The sequence below is a fragment of the Bacillus sp. FSL W8-0102 genome (assembly GCF_038007225.1).
Classification (GTDB): Bacteria; Bacillota; Bacilli; order Bacillales; family DSM-4216; genus Bacillus_O; species Bacillus_O smithii.
In genome coordinates this window covers 1,686,010-1,706,597 of sequence record NZ_JBBOWT010000001.1, presented here as the reverse complement: position 1 = coordinate 1,706,597, position 20,588 = coordinate 1,686,010, and the positions used below count along the sequence as shown (strand labels likewise).

The 20,588-nt window shown below is 42.8% G+C and carries 14 protein-coding genes, 1 pseudogene and 1 other annotated feature; of the genes and pseudogenes, 5 read left to right on the top strand and 10 right to left on the bottom strand.

Annotation, left to right across the window (positions count from 1 at the left end):
• Window positions 1–206 precede the first annotated feature (206 nt).
• Entirely contained in the window at window positions 207–485 is a 279-nt protein-coding gene (locus N1I87_RS08195; protein ID WP_003352441.1) for an acylphosphatase, read from the top strand.
• Window positions 486–1,398: 913 nt separating this feature from the next.
• On the opposite strand, the gene brnQ is transcribed toward N1I87_RS08195, so the two are convergent.
• The 3 genes and pseudogenes from brnQ to N1I87_RS08180 all read right to left on the bottom strand — a co-directional run.
• Window positions 1,399–2,727 carry a branched-chain amino acid transport system II carrier protein gene (brnQ, locus tag N1I87_RS08190; protein ID WP_003352443.1) on the bottom strand — a complete coding sequence of 443 codons (1,329 nt, stop codon included), beginning with the start codon at window positions 2,725–2,727 and terminating at the stop codon, window positions 1,399–1,401.
• A gap of 180 nt (window positions 2,728–2,907) precedes the next feature.
• Window positions 2,908–3,139 (bottom strand) — a binding site (T-box leader).
• 267 nt (window positions 3,140–3,406) lie between these two features.
• Window positions 3,407–5,110, bottom strand: a complete 1,704-nt coding sequence (locus N1I87_RS08185) for an ABC-ATPase domain-containing protein (protein ID WP_341101309.1) — start codon at window positions 5,108–5,110, stop codon at window positions 3,407–3,409.
• Between the two features lie 235 nt (window positions 5,111–5,345).
• Window positions 5,346–6,530: pseudogene (locus N1I87_RS08180) on the bottom strand (vWA domain-containing protein); the annotation flags it as partial.
• 102 nt (window positions 6,531–6,632) lie between these two features.
• Between N1I87_RS08180 and N1I87_RS08175 the strand changes: the two are divergent.
• A complete protein-coding gene (locus N1I87_RS08175) occupies window positions 6,633–8,006 on the top strand; it encodes an IS1380-like element ISGsp2 family transposase (RefSeq protein ID WP_044899598.1) in 1,374 nt (457 codons plus the stop codon).
• Window positions 8,007–8,200: 194 nt separating this feature from the next.
• On the opposite strand, the gene N1I87_RS08170 is transcribed toward N1I87_RS08175, so the two are convergent.
• Window positions 8,201–8,938, bottom strand: coding sequence for a hypothetical protein (locus tag N1I87_RS08170; RefSeq protein ID WP_341101308.1), 738 nt, complete (start codon window positions 8,936–8,938; stop codon window positions 8,201–8,203).
• 8 nt (window positions 8,939–8,946) lie between these two features.
• Entirely contained in the window at window positions 8,947–9,819 is an 873-nt protein-coding gene (locus tag N1I87_RS08165) for a MoxR family ATPase (protein ID WP_327797247.1), read from the bottom strand.
• 644 nt (window positions 9,820–10,463) lie between these two features.
• On the opposite strand from N1I87_RS08165, the gene N1I87_RS08160 reads away from it, so the two are divergent.
• Complete coding sequence (locus N1I87_RS08160) at window positions 10,464–12,023, top strand: IS1182 family transposase (RefSeq protein ID WP_270584763.1); 1,560 nt, start codon at window positions 10,464–10,466, stop codon at window positions 12,021–12,023.
• A 266-nt stretch (window positions 12,024–12,289) separates the two neighbouring features.
• On the opposite strand, the gene N1I87_RS08155 is transcribed toward N1I87_RS08160, so the two are convergent.
• The 5 genes from N1I87_RS08155 to N1I87_RS08135 form a co-directional block, all read right to left on the bottom strand.
• Window positions 12,290–13,666, bottom strand: coding sequence for an ISLre2 family transposase (locus N1I87_RS08155; RefSeq protein WP_341101307.1), 1,377 nt, complete (start codon window positions 13,664–13,666; stop codon window positions 12,290–12,292).
• Between the two features lie 256 nt (window positions 13,667–13,922).
• The gene (locus tag N1I87_RS08150; RefSeq protein ID WP_004439798.1) at window positions 13,923–14,360 is read right to left on the bottom strand and encodes a Rok-like winged helix domain-containing protein; all 438 of its coding nucleotides are present in this window, start codon (window positions 14,358–14,360) and stop codon (window positions 13,923–13,925) included.
• Between the two features lie 290 nt (window positions 14,361–14,650).
• Window positions 14,651–15,817 (bottom strand): IS256 family transposase, encoded by a 1,167-nt coding sequence (locus tag N1I87_RS08145; RefSeq protein WP_341100373.1) that lies wholly within the window; start codon window positions 15,815–15,817, stop codon window positions 14,651–14,653.
• A gap of 896 nt (window positions 15,818–16,713) precedes the next feature.
• The gene (locus N1I87_RS08140) at window positions 16,714–16,923 is read right to left on the bottom strand and encodes a DUF6501 family protein (RefSeq protein WP_004439805.1); all 210 of its coding nucleotides are present in this window, start codon (window positions 16,921–16,923) and stop codon (window positions 16,714–16,716) included.
• A 4-nt stretch (window positions 16,924–16,927) separates the two neighbouring features.
• Window positions 16,928–18,385 (bottom strand): NAD(P)H-hydrate dehydratase, encoded by a 1,458-nt coding sequence (locus N1I87_RS08135; protein ID WP_341101306.1) that lies wholly within the window; start codon window positions 18,383–18,385, stop codon window positions 16,928–16,930.
• A 253-nt stretch (window positions 18,386–18,638) separates the two neighbouring features.
• Here N1I87_RS08135 and N1I87_RS08130 point away from each other — a divergent pair, with 253 nt between their 5' ends.
• Complete coding sequence (locus N1I87_RS08130; protein ID WP_044899598.1) at window positions 18,639–20,012, top strand: IS1380-like element ISGsp2 family transposase; 1,374 nt, start codon at window positions 18,639–18,641, stop codon at window positions 20,010–20,012.
• Window positions 20,013–20,340: 328 nt separating this feature from the next.
• The gene (gene sda / locus N1I87_RS08125) at window positions 20,341–20,463 is read left to right on the top strand and encodes a sporulation histidine kinase inhibitor Sda (RefSeq protein WP_307190439.1); all 123 of its coding nucleotides are present in this window, start codon (window positions 20,341–20,343) and stop codon (window positions 20,461–20,463) included.
• Window positions 20,464–20,588: the final 125 nt, after the last annotated feature.

Sequence of the window (20,588 nt, the reverse complement as noted above, 5' to 3'; positions counted from 1 at the left end):
TATAAACGGGCTGACTGCTAGTAAAGTCAGTCCGTTTTTCATTGCTTTCCCGATCCCAATCAGCCTTTATCCTGTGATAAAATAAAAATAAATTCTCGGTCAAGGTGCTATTTTCGGAAAACTATGAAATTGAATTTTCTACCTTTCTATTCTTTAGGAGGATGTTTCACAGAAAAAAACCCCGCAATGACGAGGAGGATCAGATTATGATGAAACGACTTTTTATTAAAGTATACGGAAAAGTTCAAGGTGTAGGATTCCGTTATTACACACAACAAAAAGCCCAACAATTAGGTCTGAAAGGCTGGGTGCGAAACGAAATGGATGGATCTGTCGAAATAGAAGCCGAAGGCGATGAAATGCCTCTGTCCGAGTTGATTTCTTTCATCAAAAAAGGAGCCAGCCCCCACGGAAGAGTAGATCAAATCGAAGTTGTCGAAAAAGAACCGAAAGAAAATGAAAAGAAATTTACCATCCAATACTAATTCAAAAAGAATCTCTTGAACTCACAAAAAATGACAATCTGTTTTTATACCCATTTGGCACAACAGGATCATACAGATAGGTTCATTTCCTCCTGCATTTAACGATTCTTGGGATCCCCCGAATGGCGATCATTCGTCTTTCCTGTAAACCTGTTCCATGCAGAAACAACGCCTCTCATGAATCGAGTAGGAGGGAGCGATTGACTCCCGTCCTCTCACACCACCGTACGTACGGTTCCGTATACGGCGGTTCAATTAAGATAATTGACGCAAGTCTTTATAACTTCCGTGAATAGCTGTTCTCTTTATGCCAGTGGTCACTCCACCCTCCAAGAGGTCTCCCACGGGATTCACCGCTTCCTCCCTCAAGTGAGGTACTACGTTTTCTGTGTTCATCATGACTCACTGAATACCAAGGGCTATTCTCTCTTAATTGTTCGGTCCTTCTTAGTTGTTCTAGACCAACTAATACTATGACCTCTGCTGACTTCTGACGGTTCAGCTACTTATCACTAAGTAGGTTATGAAGAGTACTTCACATATCCGCCAGACCTCCCCGGGTAAGTACATGCACTTTCACACCATCTATCCGCCTCATTTACTCGATATGACCTTCGACAGAAAGAGCTTTGTTTTGTTATGCAAACTCACTCAATCATACCTAGCCTTATATGAGGTTCGTGTTCCTCGGACCGGTGTTTTGCCTCCAGCTTCCTTCAGATTCCGCGTCACCACGGACACCCTTGCTCTTGGCTAACCTCTACTTCTGTCTTCGGGGTTCGGGACTTACACCCTATAGTTCATGTACATGCCGGGCGCACATGAAGAATGGCTGCCGACTTTGTCGACAGCCATTCTTTCTATATGGTCCGTTTATATAGCAAAAACGAAATGATGCTGTTTTGTGTGAACGTTACTGTTTCATTTTAGCAGGTGTCCATTTTTTCTTAGTACGAGAAGAAGATAAGACCCATCCGATGATTCCTCCGAGAATCGAAGGCAAAAGCCACCCTAATCCTACGGAAAACAACGGAACCCAAGACAAGGAATGGTTCAGCCATTCCCAATTGAATCCGAATGCTTTCAAACCATCATATAAACTGAAAACGGCCGTAAAAAGAATGGCCCCTTGATAAACACGTTCAGAAATGCCTTTGGAATAATGATCTATGAAAGACAAAACGATTAATACGATGGCCAAAGGGTAAATCATGCTTAGAATCGGAACGGAAATGGAAATGATTTGATTAAGGCCTATATTCGAAATCAAAAAACTGATAATCGTAATCAAAATGACAAATTTTTTATATGAAACAGCAGGCAATCGTTCCGCAAAAAACTGGGCACATGCCACCACTAATCCAATACAAGTCGTTAATACAGCCAGCGCCACAATGATGCCGAGAAGAACTTTACCTCCTGCCCCAAAAAGAAGGTTAGCTGCTTTGGACAGGATTTCTCCCCCATTTTCGAAAGAACCGTGTGTGGCCATTTTAACCCCGATATAACCTGTTCCAATATAAACAAGCGCCAATCCCGAACCAGCGATTACTCCGGCTTTGACCGTCATCGCCACCATTTTCTTGCCATTTTCAATTCCTCTTTCCTTAAGTGCGTTGACGACCACGATGCCAAATGCTAAAGCGGCAATGGCATCCATCGTTAAATAACCTTCCATAAACCCTTTTGCTAAAGGGGCATGCGAGTACTCAGCAGACGGCGGCTGAATGGAACCATCCAACTTTAAGAAACCCGTCACACATAAAACAGCGATAGAGGCGAGCAGGAGCGGAGTCAATAATTCGCCCACTCGATCGACCATTTTCGATGGATTTAAACTTAACCAAAGGATCAAGATAAAAAAGATGATGCTGAATAAAAATAAGCTAAAGGAAGCTGCTTCGTTCGATAAAAATGGTTTGACACCCATTTCAAATGCAACATTCGCACCGCGCGGAATGGCAAAAAACGGTCCAATTACTAAATAAATCACCACGGCAAAAAACAGCGCAAAACGTGGATGGACCTTTTCAGCAATCGAAAGGACCCCGTTTCTGGACAACGCAACCGCCGCCACTGCTATAATGGGCAGCCCTACTCCCGTGATGATAAATCCAGCAATGGCTGACCAAAAAGACCGTCCTGATTGGATTCCTAATAAAGGAGGAAAAATTAAATTTCCCGCTCCAAAAAACAGCGCGAAAAGCATAAGCCCTACAACCCATAACTCTTTTCTTTTCATAACGTTTCCCCTTTCTCTATGTTGTAATCTGAATGATGAATTAGTGGTACTGGATTAAAAAAACATTTACTCCGACAAGTCAGACGCCAAAGCAAAATTTTATTTTCTCCTTTCGATGAGCTGGCTGCCTGATTCCAGTACTCTATTAGAATATTTTTTCAATAAAAAAACTCGTCCAGTTGAAGGGACGAGTCGAATCGCGGTACCACCCTAATTCCGTATATATACGGCACTTTAGAAGACGCATCATACGTCTAGTCTTGGTAACGGAAGAAACCGGCAATGCTTACTGTTCTCTTTCAGCATAGCGTCTCCAAGAGGATCTTCAGTATAAGTCTGTTCATCGGCTCCCACCTATCCCGACTCTCTGGTGAACAGATATTTATCTGCCCTTTCTATTCCAGGCTTACCCTCTCTAAACAGAGGAGATCGGAATAATAAGGGGCAGATAAATCGAACCGTTTTGTGACAAAACCATGGTTCGCATTATACTTACTCTTCTTTTCATCGACTTTCACTAATTGTTTATCATCATAACAATCATTAAAATTATTGTCAATATAATTTTTTGAATTTTTTCAAAAGCTAAATTTTTCGATTCATATAATTCAAGTGGCTATTGTTCAATTTTTTTACCAATATGCCTTTTCTAATATATTATTTAAAAATATTCTATGATTCAACAATGAATTTTTAATGATCGCATCCGATTGAGAGCAGCAGCAATTTCCAATGCTCTCGGCCGTGCTAGTTCACCGGGGTTTTCCGGATAGTTTGAAAATGAAGCAAGCCCTTCCTCATTCATTTTTCTTTCCACGATCAACAGGAGTTCAGAAACAGTCATTCTTTTTTTCAAAAATCCCTTTTTTTCTATCCAATGGAGAATTTCTGCGATCATAGCTGTCTGGCTAGGGTGGACAATTTGTTCCACCGCTTGAAGAGAGACGGATTCATGACCGTACAGAATTTCGTATTTTCCTTTTGCCGCTGCCTTCTCTTTTTTTCCTTTCCTGCAGTTTAGCGATTGAGGCAACGGGATGCGGCTTTGAAATTCTCCAAATGTTTCTCCACCTTCTCGAATACGCTGAGTAGAAAAACGTTTGGCAATTTCTTTTGCTTGCTTGGTTACATCAAACGGCAAGTAGTGATCCATTTTTATGACAACATCGGCCACATCCAAGTAGTCTCCTGAACCACCTAATACGAGAATGGTGGACACTCCATGTTGTGTAAATAATGAACGTACCTTATCTACAAATGGCGTGATCGGTTCGTGTTCTTTCGAAATAAGGGCCTGCATTCTGGCATCACGGATCATGAAATTAGTCGCAGAAGTATCCTCGTCCATTAAAAGAACTTTGGCACCGGCTTCTAATGATTCCATAATATTGGCGGCTTGCGACGTACTTCCACTCGCATTTTCGGTGCTAAAATGCAATGTATCTTTTTCAAAAGGAAGATTTTGAATAAAAGGTTCGATATTGACCGACGCCACGCTTCTTCCATCTTCCGACCGAATTTTCACGGCGGTTTCATCCGTTAAGACAAACTCTCTGCCATCCCCTTCAATATGGTTATAAATTCCTTTTTCAATTGCTTGAAGCAGCGTGCTTTTGCCATGGAAACCGCCGCCGACGATTAATGTCACCCCTTTCTTAATTCCCATCCCCACAATGGGTTCCGTACGATGAGGAAGCGAAATGCTCACTTCCAGTTCTTTCGGACTCTTAAAGGGTATGGCCTTTTCTTTCGACACCGGCAAATCGCTTATCCCGCTCTCGCGCGGCAAAATCGATCCGTTGGCAATAAAAGCAATATAATCATGTTCTTTCATCCATTTGCGGATGGCAAATTGCTGGTCACATAATCGAACCACTTGGTCAAAATCAGCTTTTGAAGCGGAATAGACTGCTTCTTTCACGATTTCCGGAAGATCTTGAAAGAAAATGGTTTCCGCTTCTCTTCCTAAAATCGTTCTGCCACGCGCCGGCAGCCCCACTGTTAAGCAAATAGAAAGCGTTTGATGAATCTGAACAGCGGTTCTTTCTAAAATTTCTTGTCCCGGAACGTCAATACGAATTTGTCCGCTTTTTCCAGATCCCATTCCTGTCTGTCGTCTTTTCTTTAATGAATGGGCTATTCTCCGCGCCAATAAATCTTCACAATAGATCTTTCGTCTCTTCTGACTGTAATGATCCTTTTTTAAATTCAACTTTTGAAGTGGAACGATTAACCGGATTTTCGTCGGAGTCGCAAACGGGTCTTTTTGGACATGGTCGACGATGAGCGTATAATCCGGAAAACGGTACTCTCCGCGTAATCGCTGGTAGGAAGAATAGCCTTTTCCATCTATTTGTCGCAATATTTGTTTCATATGTTCCATCTGATTATCTCCCTCTTCTCTAGCCAAAATCGGACATGAACAAGATATCAGCTGCGCGCCAAATCCGCTTTTTATACCGATTGATTGATGATTCAAGAAGGAATTCTTTTTGCCAATAGCAAGTATTTCGCCTCCATCTTAATAGGCATTTCAATCGATTTAAAGAAGAAACTTTCATGTCAACCGTAATTCTAAAAATAACTAGAAAGATCTGGCGCACATGTGTGCGTTGAAATTAAATGCTTTGAATAAGCAGTTTTCGCAACAACGGAAACAAGAAATCCGGCAATTCTTCCACATTAGAGACAAGAACGGTATATTTCCCATAAATGTTTTCAATCGTCTTTTTTTGCCCTTCCTCAATCCCGCCTTTGGAGAGAAACACGTTGATCACCTCGATCCCTTGTTTTCGGGCTTCCACAACGGCTTCATGGGTATCGATGATTCCATTTTGAGCGTAATTCAAGGCAGCCGGTTCCCCATCCGAAAAAACAAGCAGAAATTTTTGTTTTTCCGAACGACGAAGGATTCGTTCTGTCATGATGCGAATGGCAAAACCGTCCCGGTTGTCTTCTTTAGCATTCAATTGCAAAATTTCGGGTCCGCTTGCTGGATTTAAAGAGGAGGAATAATCGATCACCGTTTGCAAATAATTGGGCTGACGCTTTTGAGTGGCTTCATTCGCATCTTCCCAAAAACCGGCGATCTCATGAGGTACTTTCACGGATTTTAGCGCCTCATGAAACAGCGTAATTCCCACCTTTGTCTCGTTCATTTTATCTTCCATGGAAGCAGAACAATCGACCAGAAGGGCAAAAGCAGCATCAATCTCCCATGAGGGCTGGTGCTTTTTATAAAAGAGTCTTGGCTGTTCCTCCAAAAAATAGCGAAGAAGATTTTTGTCCAATCGTCCAAAATGCAAATGGTTCCGAGGATGGCTATTTTTACGCTCCAATATTTCTGTAATCAATTTTTTCAGCTTTTTCTTAAGAGGAGCGATGGAGGATTTCAGTTGTTGATAATGGAGAATCTCTTCCTGACGCGGAATGGCTGCTCTTTTAAACACTGGATAGGCAAAACGATTTTCCTTTCCATATTCTGCTTTACCTGTTTGTTTTTTCGTATCCCGCATTTGTTCGGCCTCAAGCGAGGAAAAATCATGGCGAGAGGATTTTTGCGATGATCCTTGGACGATGCCGAGAGCTTGGTCCTCCACATCTCCTTCGCGAACACCATCTCCCAGCAGATCGCTCTTTGAACCTTGGTCTAAATCAAACTGAAGAAACGATTTTCCTTTGTCTTTTGTTTCCCGATGCCAAGTTTGAAACTGTTCCTCCATCAAGTCTTCATCATCATTCTTTTTCTCAGTCCGGTTATGACATTCCAACGGATCCATTCTTTTTAAGTCCTTCCAGGATAACTCATCCCTGAATCCGTGACAAAACATCTTTACAATGGTCGCAAACCGTTGATACGATAAGGAAAAACGACGTTGACGATTCTTCATCAAGTAGGTGATGTGATGAAAGATTTCCCGATTCGGTTTGTATTGACAGATGAAGCGATTACCCCAAGTGCTGGGCTTGCTCTCGTTGGCTACTTACTCCATCGAACGAAACTGGATAAACGGGTAAACGCACTTCGGCTTCCAACGGTTCGTCGAGAAGTGCACATTTCCCATAGCGATGTCATTCGCTCGATGATTGGCTTGCTTGCCACAGGAAAAACGGATTTCGATCATATCGAAGCGTATCGTCAGGACGATATCTTTTCGGCATCGATGGGGATTCAGCACGTGCCTTCCTCTCCAACCTTGCGACAACGACTCGATCAGCTCGCTTGTCTTCCGATGACCGAAACGATTCTTTGGGAGGAGTCCATACGTCTGTTGATTCAACGACATGCCACTTTGTCCCCTTGTTGGACCAAAGGAAAGACGACATGGCTTCCCCTTGATATAGATGGTTCCCCATTTGACAACTCCGATACGAAAAAAGAAGGAGTCAGTCGAACGTATAAAGGATTTGACGGTTTTACACCGTTGTTTGCGTATGCAGGGAAGGAAGGGTATCTCGTTCATGCCGAGTTGCGTCCAGGGAAACAACATGTGCAAGACAACATGCCCTCGTTTTTAGTCACCGCTATCCGTCGAGCTCGTCAACTGACTTCATCTCGTCTGCTTGTTCGCATGGATGCAGGAAACGATGCAGAAGCGAATGTGCACGTATGCCTAAAGGAAGACGTGGACTTTGTCATCAAGCGAAACTTACGCCGAGAATCGAAAGCGCTTTGGTTCCAGATCGCTTCGCAAAAGGGCAAACGTGTCGATGATGGACAAAGCGAAGGAGTACAAACCTATGAGCTATGCCTTCCACAGAAGGCAGCGATCGATGGAAACACGTATACGTACGTTCAAGTCACCCAAGTAACGGAACGGACGATGGAACGCAATGGACAGCTGATGCTCGTTCCTGATTATGAAGTGGAAAGCTATTGGGTGCGGCTCAAAGGATACGAGCATGTTCGAATGAGCGATGTGCTCGCGTTGTATCATGACCATGCGACATGCGAACAGTTTCATAGCGAACTGAAGAGCGACTTAGATTTAGAGCGGCTTCCATCTGGGAAGATGAAAACGAATGCGCTCGTGTTGGTCATGGGAGCCTTCGTTTACAATCTTCTTCGTCTGATTGGACAAGATCTATTAAGCGATCCGAGACATCCGTTGCACCACAAAGTGAAACGCCGCCGCATCAAGACGATTATTCAGACGGTGATCACGATGGCAGGGCGACTCGTCCGTCGATCACGACAGATCTGGATGAAACTGACGCGAAGGAGTGGCTATAGCGAGCCCCTACTGAACGTCTATCAGAAATGGAGAGAGGCAAGATAACGAACGAATGTTCGGGCACTAATGTCCAACGTCACTCCCTGTGCTTTTTTGTCTATTTTTTTGGTTCGTATACCTAAAAAAGAGATTTGTTCCATTTTCGGAAATAGAGATGACATAGGTCATAAGCATAAAAAGGGTTTTATGGATTATCAATCCATCAAAATTACAACAAAATCAAAGTCGATTTCAATTCATCACGGATTCAGGTCATCTTCTAATTGGAAAACAGTTTCCGGCAGGTGAAAATACTCATTCAGCATGTCTTTTTCCAACAGTTCATCAAGAACTTCTACCACTTGCAAACAACAGCGGCTAACGTCGCTTGTAGAATTCGCATCCAAAATAGGAAATAACGTTTGTTCAATAAACGGAAATACCGAATCCAGCTTTTCACCAAGACTCCCGGCAGCTTCCAAAGGCGACTCTGCATTCAGCATAAGATAAATCTTGCAAAACAAAGCATCTGTCAGGACACTCTTGACTAAATTGGCATTCATCTGTGTTCGAAAATGCTGTTTATATAATTTTCGACGGACGGCAAAAGAACGTTTTGTACCCGGTCTAAGACGCGTGCAAATATCTTCAAGACGCAAATCTTCAGCAAGTACAAACAGTTGTTTGGCAAAAGAAGAAATGGATGTCTTTTTTACCTCTCTTACATACTTCCGGACTTGTTCATAGTCCGTATAATGCAAGCTGCCAATGGCTCTTAAATACACATCGCTCTTCAGTCCATTGACTTTATCAAACGCCGGCCGATGATCCCAAAAATAGCTTACAAAAACTTTTTGTTGGCCTCTATCAAGGTAGGAAAACGGACCGAATTCCACTTCCATTTCTTTCATTTTCGATAACGTCTTCGCCAAGTCGGTCAGCTGCATATATAAAAACGAATCGATTTTTTCATCGTTAAATTGGATAAACCGCTCCATATCCATCCCTACCCGAATATCGTCTCAGCGATGTTTTGAACCGCTGCTTTTTCTCTCTCATCTTCCAATTTATCTATAATCGCTCGCTTAATGGCGCGGATCGGCGGCAGAAAAACGGCTAAATCACAGGCATCAATCAATGCTCGAATGGAAGCCGCCTCTTCTGAAATAATTCCGTTTTTGGCTTGCTCGATTAAATCGGAAGAAAGGGCCACAAATTGATCAATCTTTCGTTCCTCTTTCAGGAGGCTTTGATCAAGCAACACCTTTTTTAACGTTTCTCCGCTAATATAAGGTACTTCAATCATGACAAATCGGTTTTTAAGAGCTTCATTTAATGGCGTCGTTCCGATATATCCTTCATTAATGGCAGCGATAACGCCAAAATCATGATCCGCTTTGACGACTTCGCCGGTAAAAGGGTTTGTAATGGTTCGTCTGTAGTCAAGAACTCCGTTTAATATCGGAAGTGTTTCCGGTTTGGCCATATTAATTTCATCTATATATAATAAATGCCCTTTTGTCATCGCTTGGATAACGGGGCCGGGAATAAATTCAATGACTTGTTTTCCGTTTTTTTCCTGAATCGTTTTAAATCCAAGCATAGCTTCTGCGTCGAGATCCACCGAACAATTGATGCTGTGCATCGGCTGAGAAAATAATGACGCCAACGTCTCTGCCAGTCTTGTCTTCCCTGAACCAGTCGGTCCTTTCAGTAATATATTTTTCCCCATTGCCAATGCGATGGCTGCGTCAACAAAAATAGCCGGATCTTCGGCATTGTATCGTATTTTTGTCTGCTGTTCCTTATTTTTAAACCGCTGGGACCGTTTGTGAATTTCTTCTTGAACCGGCTGCGGCAAATATTCTAGAGAACTCATATATCTCGATCCTTTCTATGAAGCATTTTGCACAGTTTCATTCATTAAATGACCAATAACAGATTTAAGTGATGGATATCTTGCTTTCATCACCTATCAAAAAAGCGTTGATACATTCTAAATCGAAATATTTTCCATTCAATCTAGACGCTGAAAAGAAAAAGACGTGAATAAACCAATTTACACTTTATTATACCTTGCCAAAAGAAACAAGACTATTTGTAAGGCCCGCTTTAAAACGGTAAGAGATCGGTCGGCAAACGTGCATTCTATTTAAAAGATGATACAGGAGATTCTTTAAAATCATAAGACCATTATATTTGACCACAACAAAAAAGAGGGTGTCCCAAAAGTATAGCTTTTAGGGACACCCATTTTTTGTGAATGGTTCTTTGAACCTGGTCTGTTGATTTCCGTTCCAGGCGCTTCGCTTTCCGCGGGCGTGCCGGGGAGCCTCCTCGTCGCTTACGCTCCTGCGGGGTCTCCCCTGTCCCGTACTCCCGCAGGAGTCTTCGCGCCTTCCACTCCAATCAACAGAGTGAAAAATTAATCTTGAAACTCTGTACAAAAAAATAAAGAAAATCGTTCTTTTTTGGTATAATTTAGTCACTACAACCAATCTACCGGAAAGGAACGATTTTCTTATGTACATAAATTATACCACGACAGGACAATTAGTTCTACCAATGGATATAGAAGTTCTAATCCCCGAACATCATCTTTGCCGAATTGTGGATTTGGCAGTAGAAAAGATGAATCCAAACATCCTTCTTTCTCTTCATCCTGGTGGCGGCCGCCCGCCTTACCATCCCAAAATGATGTTAAAAATTATCCTTTATGCCTACGTCAATCGAATTTATTCTTCCCGGCAAATTGCTAAACAACTGGGAGAAAACATTTATTTTATGTGGCTTTCGGGAAACCAAAAACCTGATTTTCGTACAATCAATCGATTTCGCTCCAATCGTATGAAGGATGTCATTTATGAAACCTTCTTCGGAATTGTGGATCTTTTATGCCAGGAGGGGTTAGTAAAGCTTGAAGATTATTATTTTGATGGAACGAAAATTGAAGCTAACGCTAATCGATATACTTTTGTTTGGAGGAAGGCGACAGAAAAGTTCGATACAAAGCTGGATGAGAAATACAAACAGATCGTCTTATCGATTGAGGAAGTAATGAAAGAAGATGAGCAAGCTGAAAAAGAAATGGATTTTCAAGAAAAATTGGAGGCAGCTCCTGTTACCTCCGAGAAAATCCAAGAGACCATCAAAAAGGTAGAGAAAAAATTAGAACAGGAACCTACAAATCGAACCCTGAAAAAAGCAAAACGACAATTGGAAAAGGATCTTTTGCCCAGAAAGCAAAAATATGAAGAACAAAAAGCAACATTTGGCGACCGAAACAGCTATTCAAAAACGGATAAAGATGCCACTTTCATGCGCATGAAAGAAGACCACATGAAGAACGGTCAATTAAAGGCTGGTTACAATGTACAAATCGGAACGGAAGGACAATTTATCACAGGGTTCAGTCTACATCAACGTGCCGGAGATCCCGGCTGCCTAATTCCTCACTTTGAATTAATGAAAAAGTATAATCGGCCAAAACCAAAGACACTCATTGCCGATTCTGGTTATGGTAGCGAAGAAAACTATGATTATTGTGAAAAGGAAGAAATGGAAGCACTGGTTAAATACAACACATTCGATAAGGAACAAACAAAAGCTTGGAAAAATCAAATCGGTAAATTGGAGAACATGACTTATGACGAGGAATTAGACGAATGGATCTGTGCAAATAATAAACGACTTACCTTTAGTTACGAAAGAAAACGGAAATCAGAAAATGGGTATGAATCGGTGAAACGAACTTACATGTGCACAGACTGCTATGGATGCCCTTTTCAATCTTCTTGTGCAAAAGGAAAGAACACAAAAAGCATCAGTGTTTCCATGAAGAATCAGAAGCAGCGCCAAGAAGTCCGTGAAAGATTAACCTCGGAGGAAGCGAAAAAGAAGTATAGACAACGAAAAATAGAAGTGGAGCCAGTATTTGCTCAAATTAAGCACAACAGCCACTTCCAACGATTTACATTAAGAGGCCTTTCCAAAACAACGGTGGAATGGGGTCTTATTTGTGTTGCCCACAATTTGAAAAAGTGGGCAACATACACTGAAAAACAACAAAAAGTGAGGGAATAAAACAGGGGAATGATCTTCTGTGCACGAATTACAACCAATAATATCCAATAAATCATTCTAAAGAAAAAGGCTGAGCCCTAAAAAGTCGATTTTATCGACCTTTTGGGTCAGCCTCCTAAGAGTCAGTCAAGACTTTGTGGGAACTTTTTTGGTTCGCTAAAAAACAGGTGTAAGTCATAGGTTAGCGAACCATTTTTTAAATTTCATCCGTAAGCGCTTTCGGACTCTCATCCCTTGCCATGACAGACCGATATGTATACCTTTTTTTACCATCCCTTGAGTTCAGACAGGGCATGATAGATCGGTGTCCCGGACGATTGCTGTAAATATGGCACGTTATTCCGCGTGATCTCCGGCCAAAGACGGCGGACGCGTTGTTTCGCCTTGTTCACGATCGTCTGTTTGGTGGATGCCGTCGACACCGTTTCCTCCGCCGGATGCGACGATTCTTCTCCTAAACGACGTCCGAAAAGACGAATCCCATCCATCCGGGCAATCATTGCCTTGAAAAACGCCCTAAGTCCCTTGTCTGTCCAACTGCGGCGGTATTTCACCCGATACGCCAACTGGCTCATCACGCTTTCAGCCCTCCCCATCGGATACATGCCCGTTGTGTCCACTCCTTGCTCCTTCAGCCATTCCCGGTAATCACGGATGCATCCCGGCATCGATTCGATCCGGTGGATCAAGGCAGCCAGCTGTTGTTCTTTCGCTTCGTCCCCCAGCGTGCCGAGGGCGCTGTTCAGTTCCACAAGCAGCTTCTCTTCATCCTGCTTCGCCAGCTTTTGCCGAATCGCCTGCCACCGTGGATGGCCCGAGAGGCATTGGCGCAACTCACGCGCCACGTGGAATCGATCCAATTGGAAGCAGACCCGTCCCTTGAAATACTCCCGGCACGCGGTAATCCATGGAGCGCCGTCCCCGTTGATGACAAGAAGATCCCGACACGGATCATAGGCATATTCATTTATCAAAAATTCCTCGAAGCCTTCCCACACCTCCCCCTTGCCCTCATGGACGTAATGGCGCTGATTCACGAATTCGATCCGTGAGCCGTTGCGCTTCCATCCTTCGTGAACGGTCAGGATTTTGTCTTCCTTGGCCCGTTTTCCCTTCCCTTGGAGAGAGACAAACAGTCCATCGGCCTCCACAAACAGCACCCGTCCATATCGCTGGTCAACCGGGCAGTGCAGCGGAACTTCAGCCTCGAGCACCAACTGGCGGATCGTCTCATGGCTCATCACCGGATACCCGACCATCTGGGCAAGCGTATGAGCCGCTTTGCGATAGGAAGAGCACTCCACAGCCAATCCCATCGCCGTTTCTTCTAGACAAGGGCTGATTGACTGCGATCCATCAAACGCTAAAAAGGAATCAAGCAAAAACGTGTAACGGTTTTGTTCCCGGTCTAAATAGTAGTTCCGCTCAAAGGTAACTTCGCCAAACAGGGTTTGAATCGTGATGCGTCGTTTGTCTTTCAAGTGGTACCGGCGCTTGTCCCGGGTTTCCGCCAATTGTCGGTCGATGTCCTCCAACAAAGCCGTAAACAGTTCGGCGAAGGCGTTTTGCAAGGCTCGAAACAAATCAAGTTCGATCTCTTTCCATGACAACGAATTTGTGGTAAGATGTTGTTGAATATTCATGGGACTCTCTCCTCCTGTTTGATGGTTTGGCAATGATCATCTTACCAGGGAGAGAGTCCTTTTTTCATGTTTCCTGCTTGGGATCCTACCGCGCTTCGCTTGGTGGCCCCGATGAGGGGGATTGCGAACCTACGTTCCCAACCCCCTCATCTGGGAATTCTAAGAATTTCTCCCACAAACATTTTACTCACACTCAGCCTAAGCTGTTGGCATCATCGTCCGTTTTACCGATCAATTGAATCATATGTATAAACAATCAGTCTTCATAATCGTAAATGTACAATCCTCTTCCCAGTTTTTGAACATGCGGTTCTTCTTTCATAAGCGCTTTCATAAAAGTAGTCATATTCGCGATTTTCCTAGAAGTGACGGCCTCAATCTGTCTTTGCAAGTCAACTCCTCGAATCGGTTCATTTTGCGCTTTCAAAATGGAGACTGCCACTTTTCTCATTTCGCTTACTTCTTCTCTTCTCCCTAAGATTCTTTTTTCAGAATCAACAGCGTTGGCTGCTTCATTTGGGGAGTATGCTTCTACCGGCCAATCACCTTGAAGATTTTTTTCCATCGCATCCAATTCTCTTAATCTGTTTGTAATTTCTTCCCGTTCTTTTCGGATCTCCTGAAAAATCTTCACTTCCACATTATTTAATTGTTCCAAACGAATTTTCAATGCCATTCTTTCGTTAAAAAGCATCCCCTGCTCCCTCCGTCATTTCTAAATTTAAATTAGTCCATTTTCTATTCTATATAATAAATTGCGTCAAAGTTATACTAACAAAAAAATGCACTCATGACTATTAAAAATTTATAATTATTCATTTCGGTACCGTCAAGAATTTTGTGTAATGTAAGATAGATAGGGTATCTCTGAAATAGATTTAGAATAGAGGGGAAGACTGGTTTCCTCCATACGGGAGACTGAATATTCAGTCTCCTGTATGGAAAGAGAGAATCCCCCTTATCTCATTGATTTACATTATTTGGTTAATTATAACGTTCTTCAAACATTCGTTGAAGGGCTTCATGTGCTTCGGCAAATCCTCGCAACTTTCGCCCTGCCCATTTCTCATTAAAATCTTGGATGGTCAAATACACGACTTTTTCAGCGGCTTCTAAACTACTCAAACTGTTCATCGGCTTTAGACGTTTCCGAATCTCTTTGATCGTTCGTTCAATGGCATTGGTCGTGTAAATCACACTTCGAATACTGCTTGGATAATCCATAAATGTAAGGAGGACATCCAACTCATTGGCCCAAGATTGAACTTCTCTCGGATACTTGTTCGACCATTTCGACTCAAACTGTTGAAACATCTGTAACGCCATCTCCTTATTCGGTGCGCGATAAATCAGTTTGAGATCCTCTGCCACTTCAAATTGATCTTTTTTCCGAACACGATTTAAGGTATTACGTACTTTGTGAACGACACAGCGCTGCACATCGGCTTTCGGATAAACAGCCTTAAAGGCTTCCTCCAGTCCCGGAAGGCCATCGAATACACCAAGAAGTACTTCCTGTAATCCTCTCTTGTAGAGATTGTGGAGAATCTCTTGCCACCCATAGGCACTTTCTTGTCCTCCTACGAAGAAGTCGAGAATTTCACGATACCCTTCTTCGTTTACACCTAACACGACATAAATGACCTCTTTTTCTACCGTATCTCGACGAAGTTTCACGTACAACCCATCCAAATATAAGACCGAATAACGCTTGGGTAGGGGGCGATTATGCCATTTCTCGATGTCTTCCCTTACCACATCCGTGATATGGCTAATCGTTGTTGGTGAGTAGGCATTTCCTAAAATTCGTTCGATAAACTTGCCAATTTCACGCGTACTCATCCCACTTTGATACATCTTGATGACGGCTTCCTCGAGCCAGCCGGTATGGCGTTGGTAAGGGGCAAACAGCTGCGTTTGAAATTCCCCGTTTCGGTCTCTTGGAACAGAAAGTCCTTCGATACGACCATACTGCGTGTCTAGGTTTCGATGGTAATAGCCGTTTCTTCTATTCGACGTTCCCTCTTGTTCCATTTCGAGGAAAGTCTGGATTTCTTCCTTCATGATCAGCTCTAATTTTTCCTTTACAAACTCACGAATAACGTTTTCCAGTTGATTCATCCAATCTATATTCGATATACTTTTAGACATAGGTAGGGTACTCCTTTCTCTAAGATTTTTGCCAAATCAGAGAATACCCTACCTTTTTCTTTTGGTCTAACTAAATGCTTGACACAAAATTTTATACATCATCTTCATTTCTATTATTAAAGAAACTATTCTTTTTTCTCATATTTTATTTTTTATTTTTTTCGTTATGAGACTTTCTTTTCGATCCTCTTCTTCACCTTATTTTTTATAAGGGAAACTCATTTATGGACTCATTTAATCATTGCTGCTAATTATTATCTTTCTAAATACTTTTTATGATTTTATAAATTTTATAGCAGCGAAAAACCCGGTATCACCGGGTTACATAGCAGTATTTTCATTTTGTTGGTTTGCGAAGCTTTCTTTTACTTGATCACAAGCTCGTGCTGCCTGTTCAAGGGCGTTTTGCAACGATTCTTCATGATTCGGCTGCTTACAGGCATTGACGGCTTGCACAAGTCTATAGGGTAATTTTGATGATCGCGAAATTCACTCGCTTTCCGCGAGCTTTCTCGCTCGTTCCTCGCTGTGGGGTCTCGCCTGGCTCGCTGTTCCCGCAGGAGTCTCGTCCATTTCGCAATCATCAATAAAACGTAACTTAGCCAAATGAAAAAATATCGCCTTTCCATTATGTCCTGCTAACAATAAAAATGGAGGCGATTTTTTTGATTAGCTATTTTTATTGATTAAAACAAACATTGATTCGCGACGGAGAATCGTCAAAGCTTTCCGTGAATATCTTCTGATAATGTGGCTGTTCGATCAGCCGATTTGAAACTGGCGGAAAAGGACCACTATTTGCTTCAAAAAAAATCCCGAAATAGAGAAAACCCGACGAGAAAATGATTTTATCTCGACGGGTTTCCGTGTTTAAAAATGGATTTGGGGACAATCCCTTATGCCTCTACTTCTTCAAAATAATGTTTGTAAAATCCTGCCACTTTGTTTGTATTATCCACCACGAAATAAAATTCTTCTGTTTCATTTTTCACTTCATAAATCTTTCCCACTGTCAACACATTGTTGACCATATACTTTTTAGCATTGGTATTGGTGCACTTCACTTTTTTTAAAGTTGGTCTTTCTCTCCATGTCAGATGAATCATGTCTTCATTCCTCCAATTCTTTTTCCATTTCCTTGCAAACAACAGGGAGCAGCCGCTGAAAATCATGGGCGGTCATCGCAGCGCTGCCGTTCGATTGAACCCAAAGATCAGCACAAGCCCCATGAAGGTATACAGCATTTGCCACAGCAGCTTGAATGTTCGAATGAATTCCTACGCTGGCTAACAACATACCGGTCAAAATATCTCCGCTCCCCCCTTTGGAAAGAGCTCGATTTCCTGTAAGATTAATCAATCCTGATCCGTCAGGAAACGCAATAACCGTGTACTGCCCCTTCAGCACGACTATTACCCGGTGTTTCATTGAATATTGAGAAGCTACTTGAAGACGGATCTCCTGAATAATCTTCGTTTCCAGACCGGTCATTCGTGAAAATTCACCTGGGTGGGGCGTCACAATCACGTGGTTTTGGGATTTACTGTAATCGCGACCACGCAAGGCACCGGCATCCAATATTTTAGGTATATCCATTGGCAGCAACTCCGTGATCAATTGTTCCAATGGATCATCCGGTTCTAATCCGGGACCCACAGCCAGGCAAGAAAATTTCTTTTCTATTTCCATCTTTTTTATATCTTGTAAAGGCTCATAAATAAAAGTCGCTTCTGGAACTTGAGCCCCCACAAAGAGCGAAGCATGTTTCGATGTGGCAACCGAAAGTTTTCCGATTCCGAATCTCATCGCTCCGATGGAAGCCAGTGCAACACTGCCGGGCATCGAATCGCTGCCGGCTATTAATAAACCGTTGCCATAAGTCCCTTTATGAGAATTCGTCTTCGGTTTAGGCCAACTTTTCAGTACATCCGCTTTTGTCCACACTTTCCACTTGCTTTCATGAGGCAATCCAATATCCGCTATGTATAGTTTTCCGTAATAGTCGGAAGACGGGAACAAAAAACACGATGGCTTATATCCGTGCAGCACGATGGTCATGTCCGCCCGATAAGCATTTTGATCACATTTCCCTTCATTCGCCAAGACTCCGGTTGGAATATCGATCGCCACTTTTTTCCCAGATTGTCCATTTATCCATTTTAAAATTTTCCCTACATTTTCTTTCATCGGAAGCCTGGCCCCGACGCCTAAGATTCCGTCAATGATCATATCATATTTTAATTCAGGTTGAAATGGGCTTTGATCAAATCCGAGCGAACGGAAATATTCAAAATGCTGAATAGCCGGCGCCGTTTTAGGCATACCCACAGGAAAGACCAAGTCGGCCTTAATTTCATTTAGCTTTAAATAGCGTGCAAGGACGATGCCGTCTCCTCCGTTGTTGCCTCGCCCTGATAAAATCAGAACTCGATCTTGTTTATGAATGTGTGGAAGCAATAATCGAAATATTTCTCTTCCGGCATTTTCCATTAATGTAAACGGCGACATGCCGTTGGATTCTGCCAATGAGTCCACTCGTCGAATCTCTTCGCTTGTATAAATATGCATTTTCATCACTCCTTTCCGTTCGTTCCATGATATTCTCATTTTACCATATGACTCCTTTTTCTGTTAGACAAGGAGTTCGACTGAAAAAGACGCCTTAGCGGCATAGAAATCGCTAGTACTTCTTTGTTTTTTCGATTTTTTTCCACCTTTTATTTTTCCTGAATCCGTGACAAAACATCTTTACAATGGTCGCAAACCGTTGATACGATAAGGAAAAACGACGTTGACGATTCTTCATCAAGTAGGTGATGTGATGAAAGATTTCCCGATTCGGTTTGTATTGACAGATGAAGCGATTACCCCAAGTGCTGGGCTTGCTCTCGTTGGCTACTTACTCCATCGAACGAAACTGGATAAACGGGTAAACGCACTTCGGCTTCCAACGGTTCGTCGAGAAGTGCACATTTCCCATAGCGATGTCATTCGCTCGATGATTGGCTTGCTTGCCACAGGAAAAACGGATTTCGATCATATCGAAGCGTATCGTCAGGACGATATCTTTTCGGCATCGATGGGGATTCAGCACGTGCCTTCCTCTCCAACCTTGCGACAACGACTCGATCAGCTCGCTTGTCTTCCGATGACCGAAACGATTCTTTGGGAGGAGTCCATACGTCTGTTGATTCAACGACATGCCACTTTGTCCCCTTGTTGGACCAAAGGAAAGACGACATGGCTTCCCCTTGATATAGATGGTTCCCCATTTGACAACTCCGATACGAAAAAAGAAGGAGTCAGTCGAACGTATAAAGGATTTGACGGTTTTACACCGTTGTTTGCGTATGCAGGGAAGGAAGGGTATCTCGTTCATGCCGAGTTGCGTCCAGGGAAACAACATGTGCAAGACAACATGCCCTCGTTTTTAGTCACCGCTATCCGTCGAGCTCGTCAACTGACTTCATCTCGTCTGCTTGTTCGCATGGATGCAGGAAACGATGCAGAAGCGAATGTGCACGTATGCCTAAAGGAAGACGTGGACTTTGTCATCAAGCGAAACTTACGCCGAGAATCGAAAGCGCTTTGGTTCCAGATCGCTTCGCAAAAGGGCAAACGTGTCGATGATGGACAAAGCGAAGGAGTACAAACCTATGAGCTATGCCTTCCACAGAAGGCAGCGATCGATGGAAACACGTATACGTACGTTCAAGTCACCCAAGTGACGGAACGGACGATGGAACGCAATGGACAGCTGATGCTCGTTCCTGATTATGAAGTGGAAAGCTATTGGGTGCGGCTCAAAGGATACGAGCATGTTCGAATGAGCGATGTGCTCGCGTTGTATCATGACCATGCGACATGCGAACAGTTTCATAGCGAACTGAAGAGCGACTTAGATTTAGAGCGGCTTCCATCTGGGAAGATGAAAACGAATGCGCTCGTGTTGGTCATGGGAGCCTTCGTTTACAATCTTCTTCGTCTGATTGGACAAGATCTATTAAGCGATCCGAGACATCCGTTGCACCACAAAGTGAAACGCCGCCGCATCAAGACGATTATTCAGACGGTGATCACGATGGCAGGGCGACTCGTCCGTCGATCACGACAGATCTGGATGAAACTGACGCGAAGGAGTGGCTATAGCGAGCCCCTACTGAACGTCTATCAGAAATGGAGAGAGGCAAGATAACGAACGAATGTTCGGGCACTAATGTCCAACGTCACTCCCTGTGCTTTTTTGTCTATTTTTTTGGTTCGTATACCTAAAAAAGAGATTTGTTCCATTTTCGGAAATAGAGATGACATAGGTCATAAGCATAAAAAGGGTTTTATGGATTATCAATCCATCAAAATTACAACAAAATCAAAGTCGATTTCAATTCATCACGGATTCAGGTTTTTCAAAATTTTCCCGAATTTTCCTTTGCAAACGAAATCATAATTTGTTAAAATATCAGACAATATAGATGATTCTATATTATAAATCCTTTCCGAGAGGGGTTTTGTCATTGAAAATCATGAGCAATGAGCAATTGGTGGCAGCCTATCGCGACGCATTAAAAAAAGGTCAGGAACGTGAATGGATTGAGTTATTAAAGAAGGAAGTCAAACGGAGGGGATTAAATCCTGCACGATACTAGTGCAGCAATATGGAATAAACGGAATGAGAAGATGGTCTTTCACGGGCCATCTTTTTTATTTGTCACATCTCAAGTTGTTCCTTCACCATTTTTCACAAAAAAAGATGGTGTTCTTGTGCCGCACA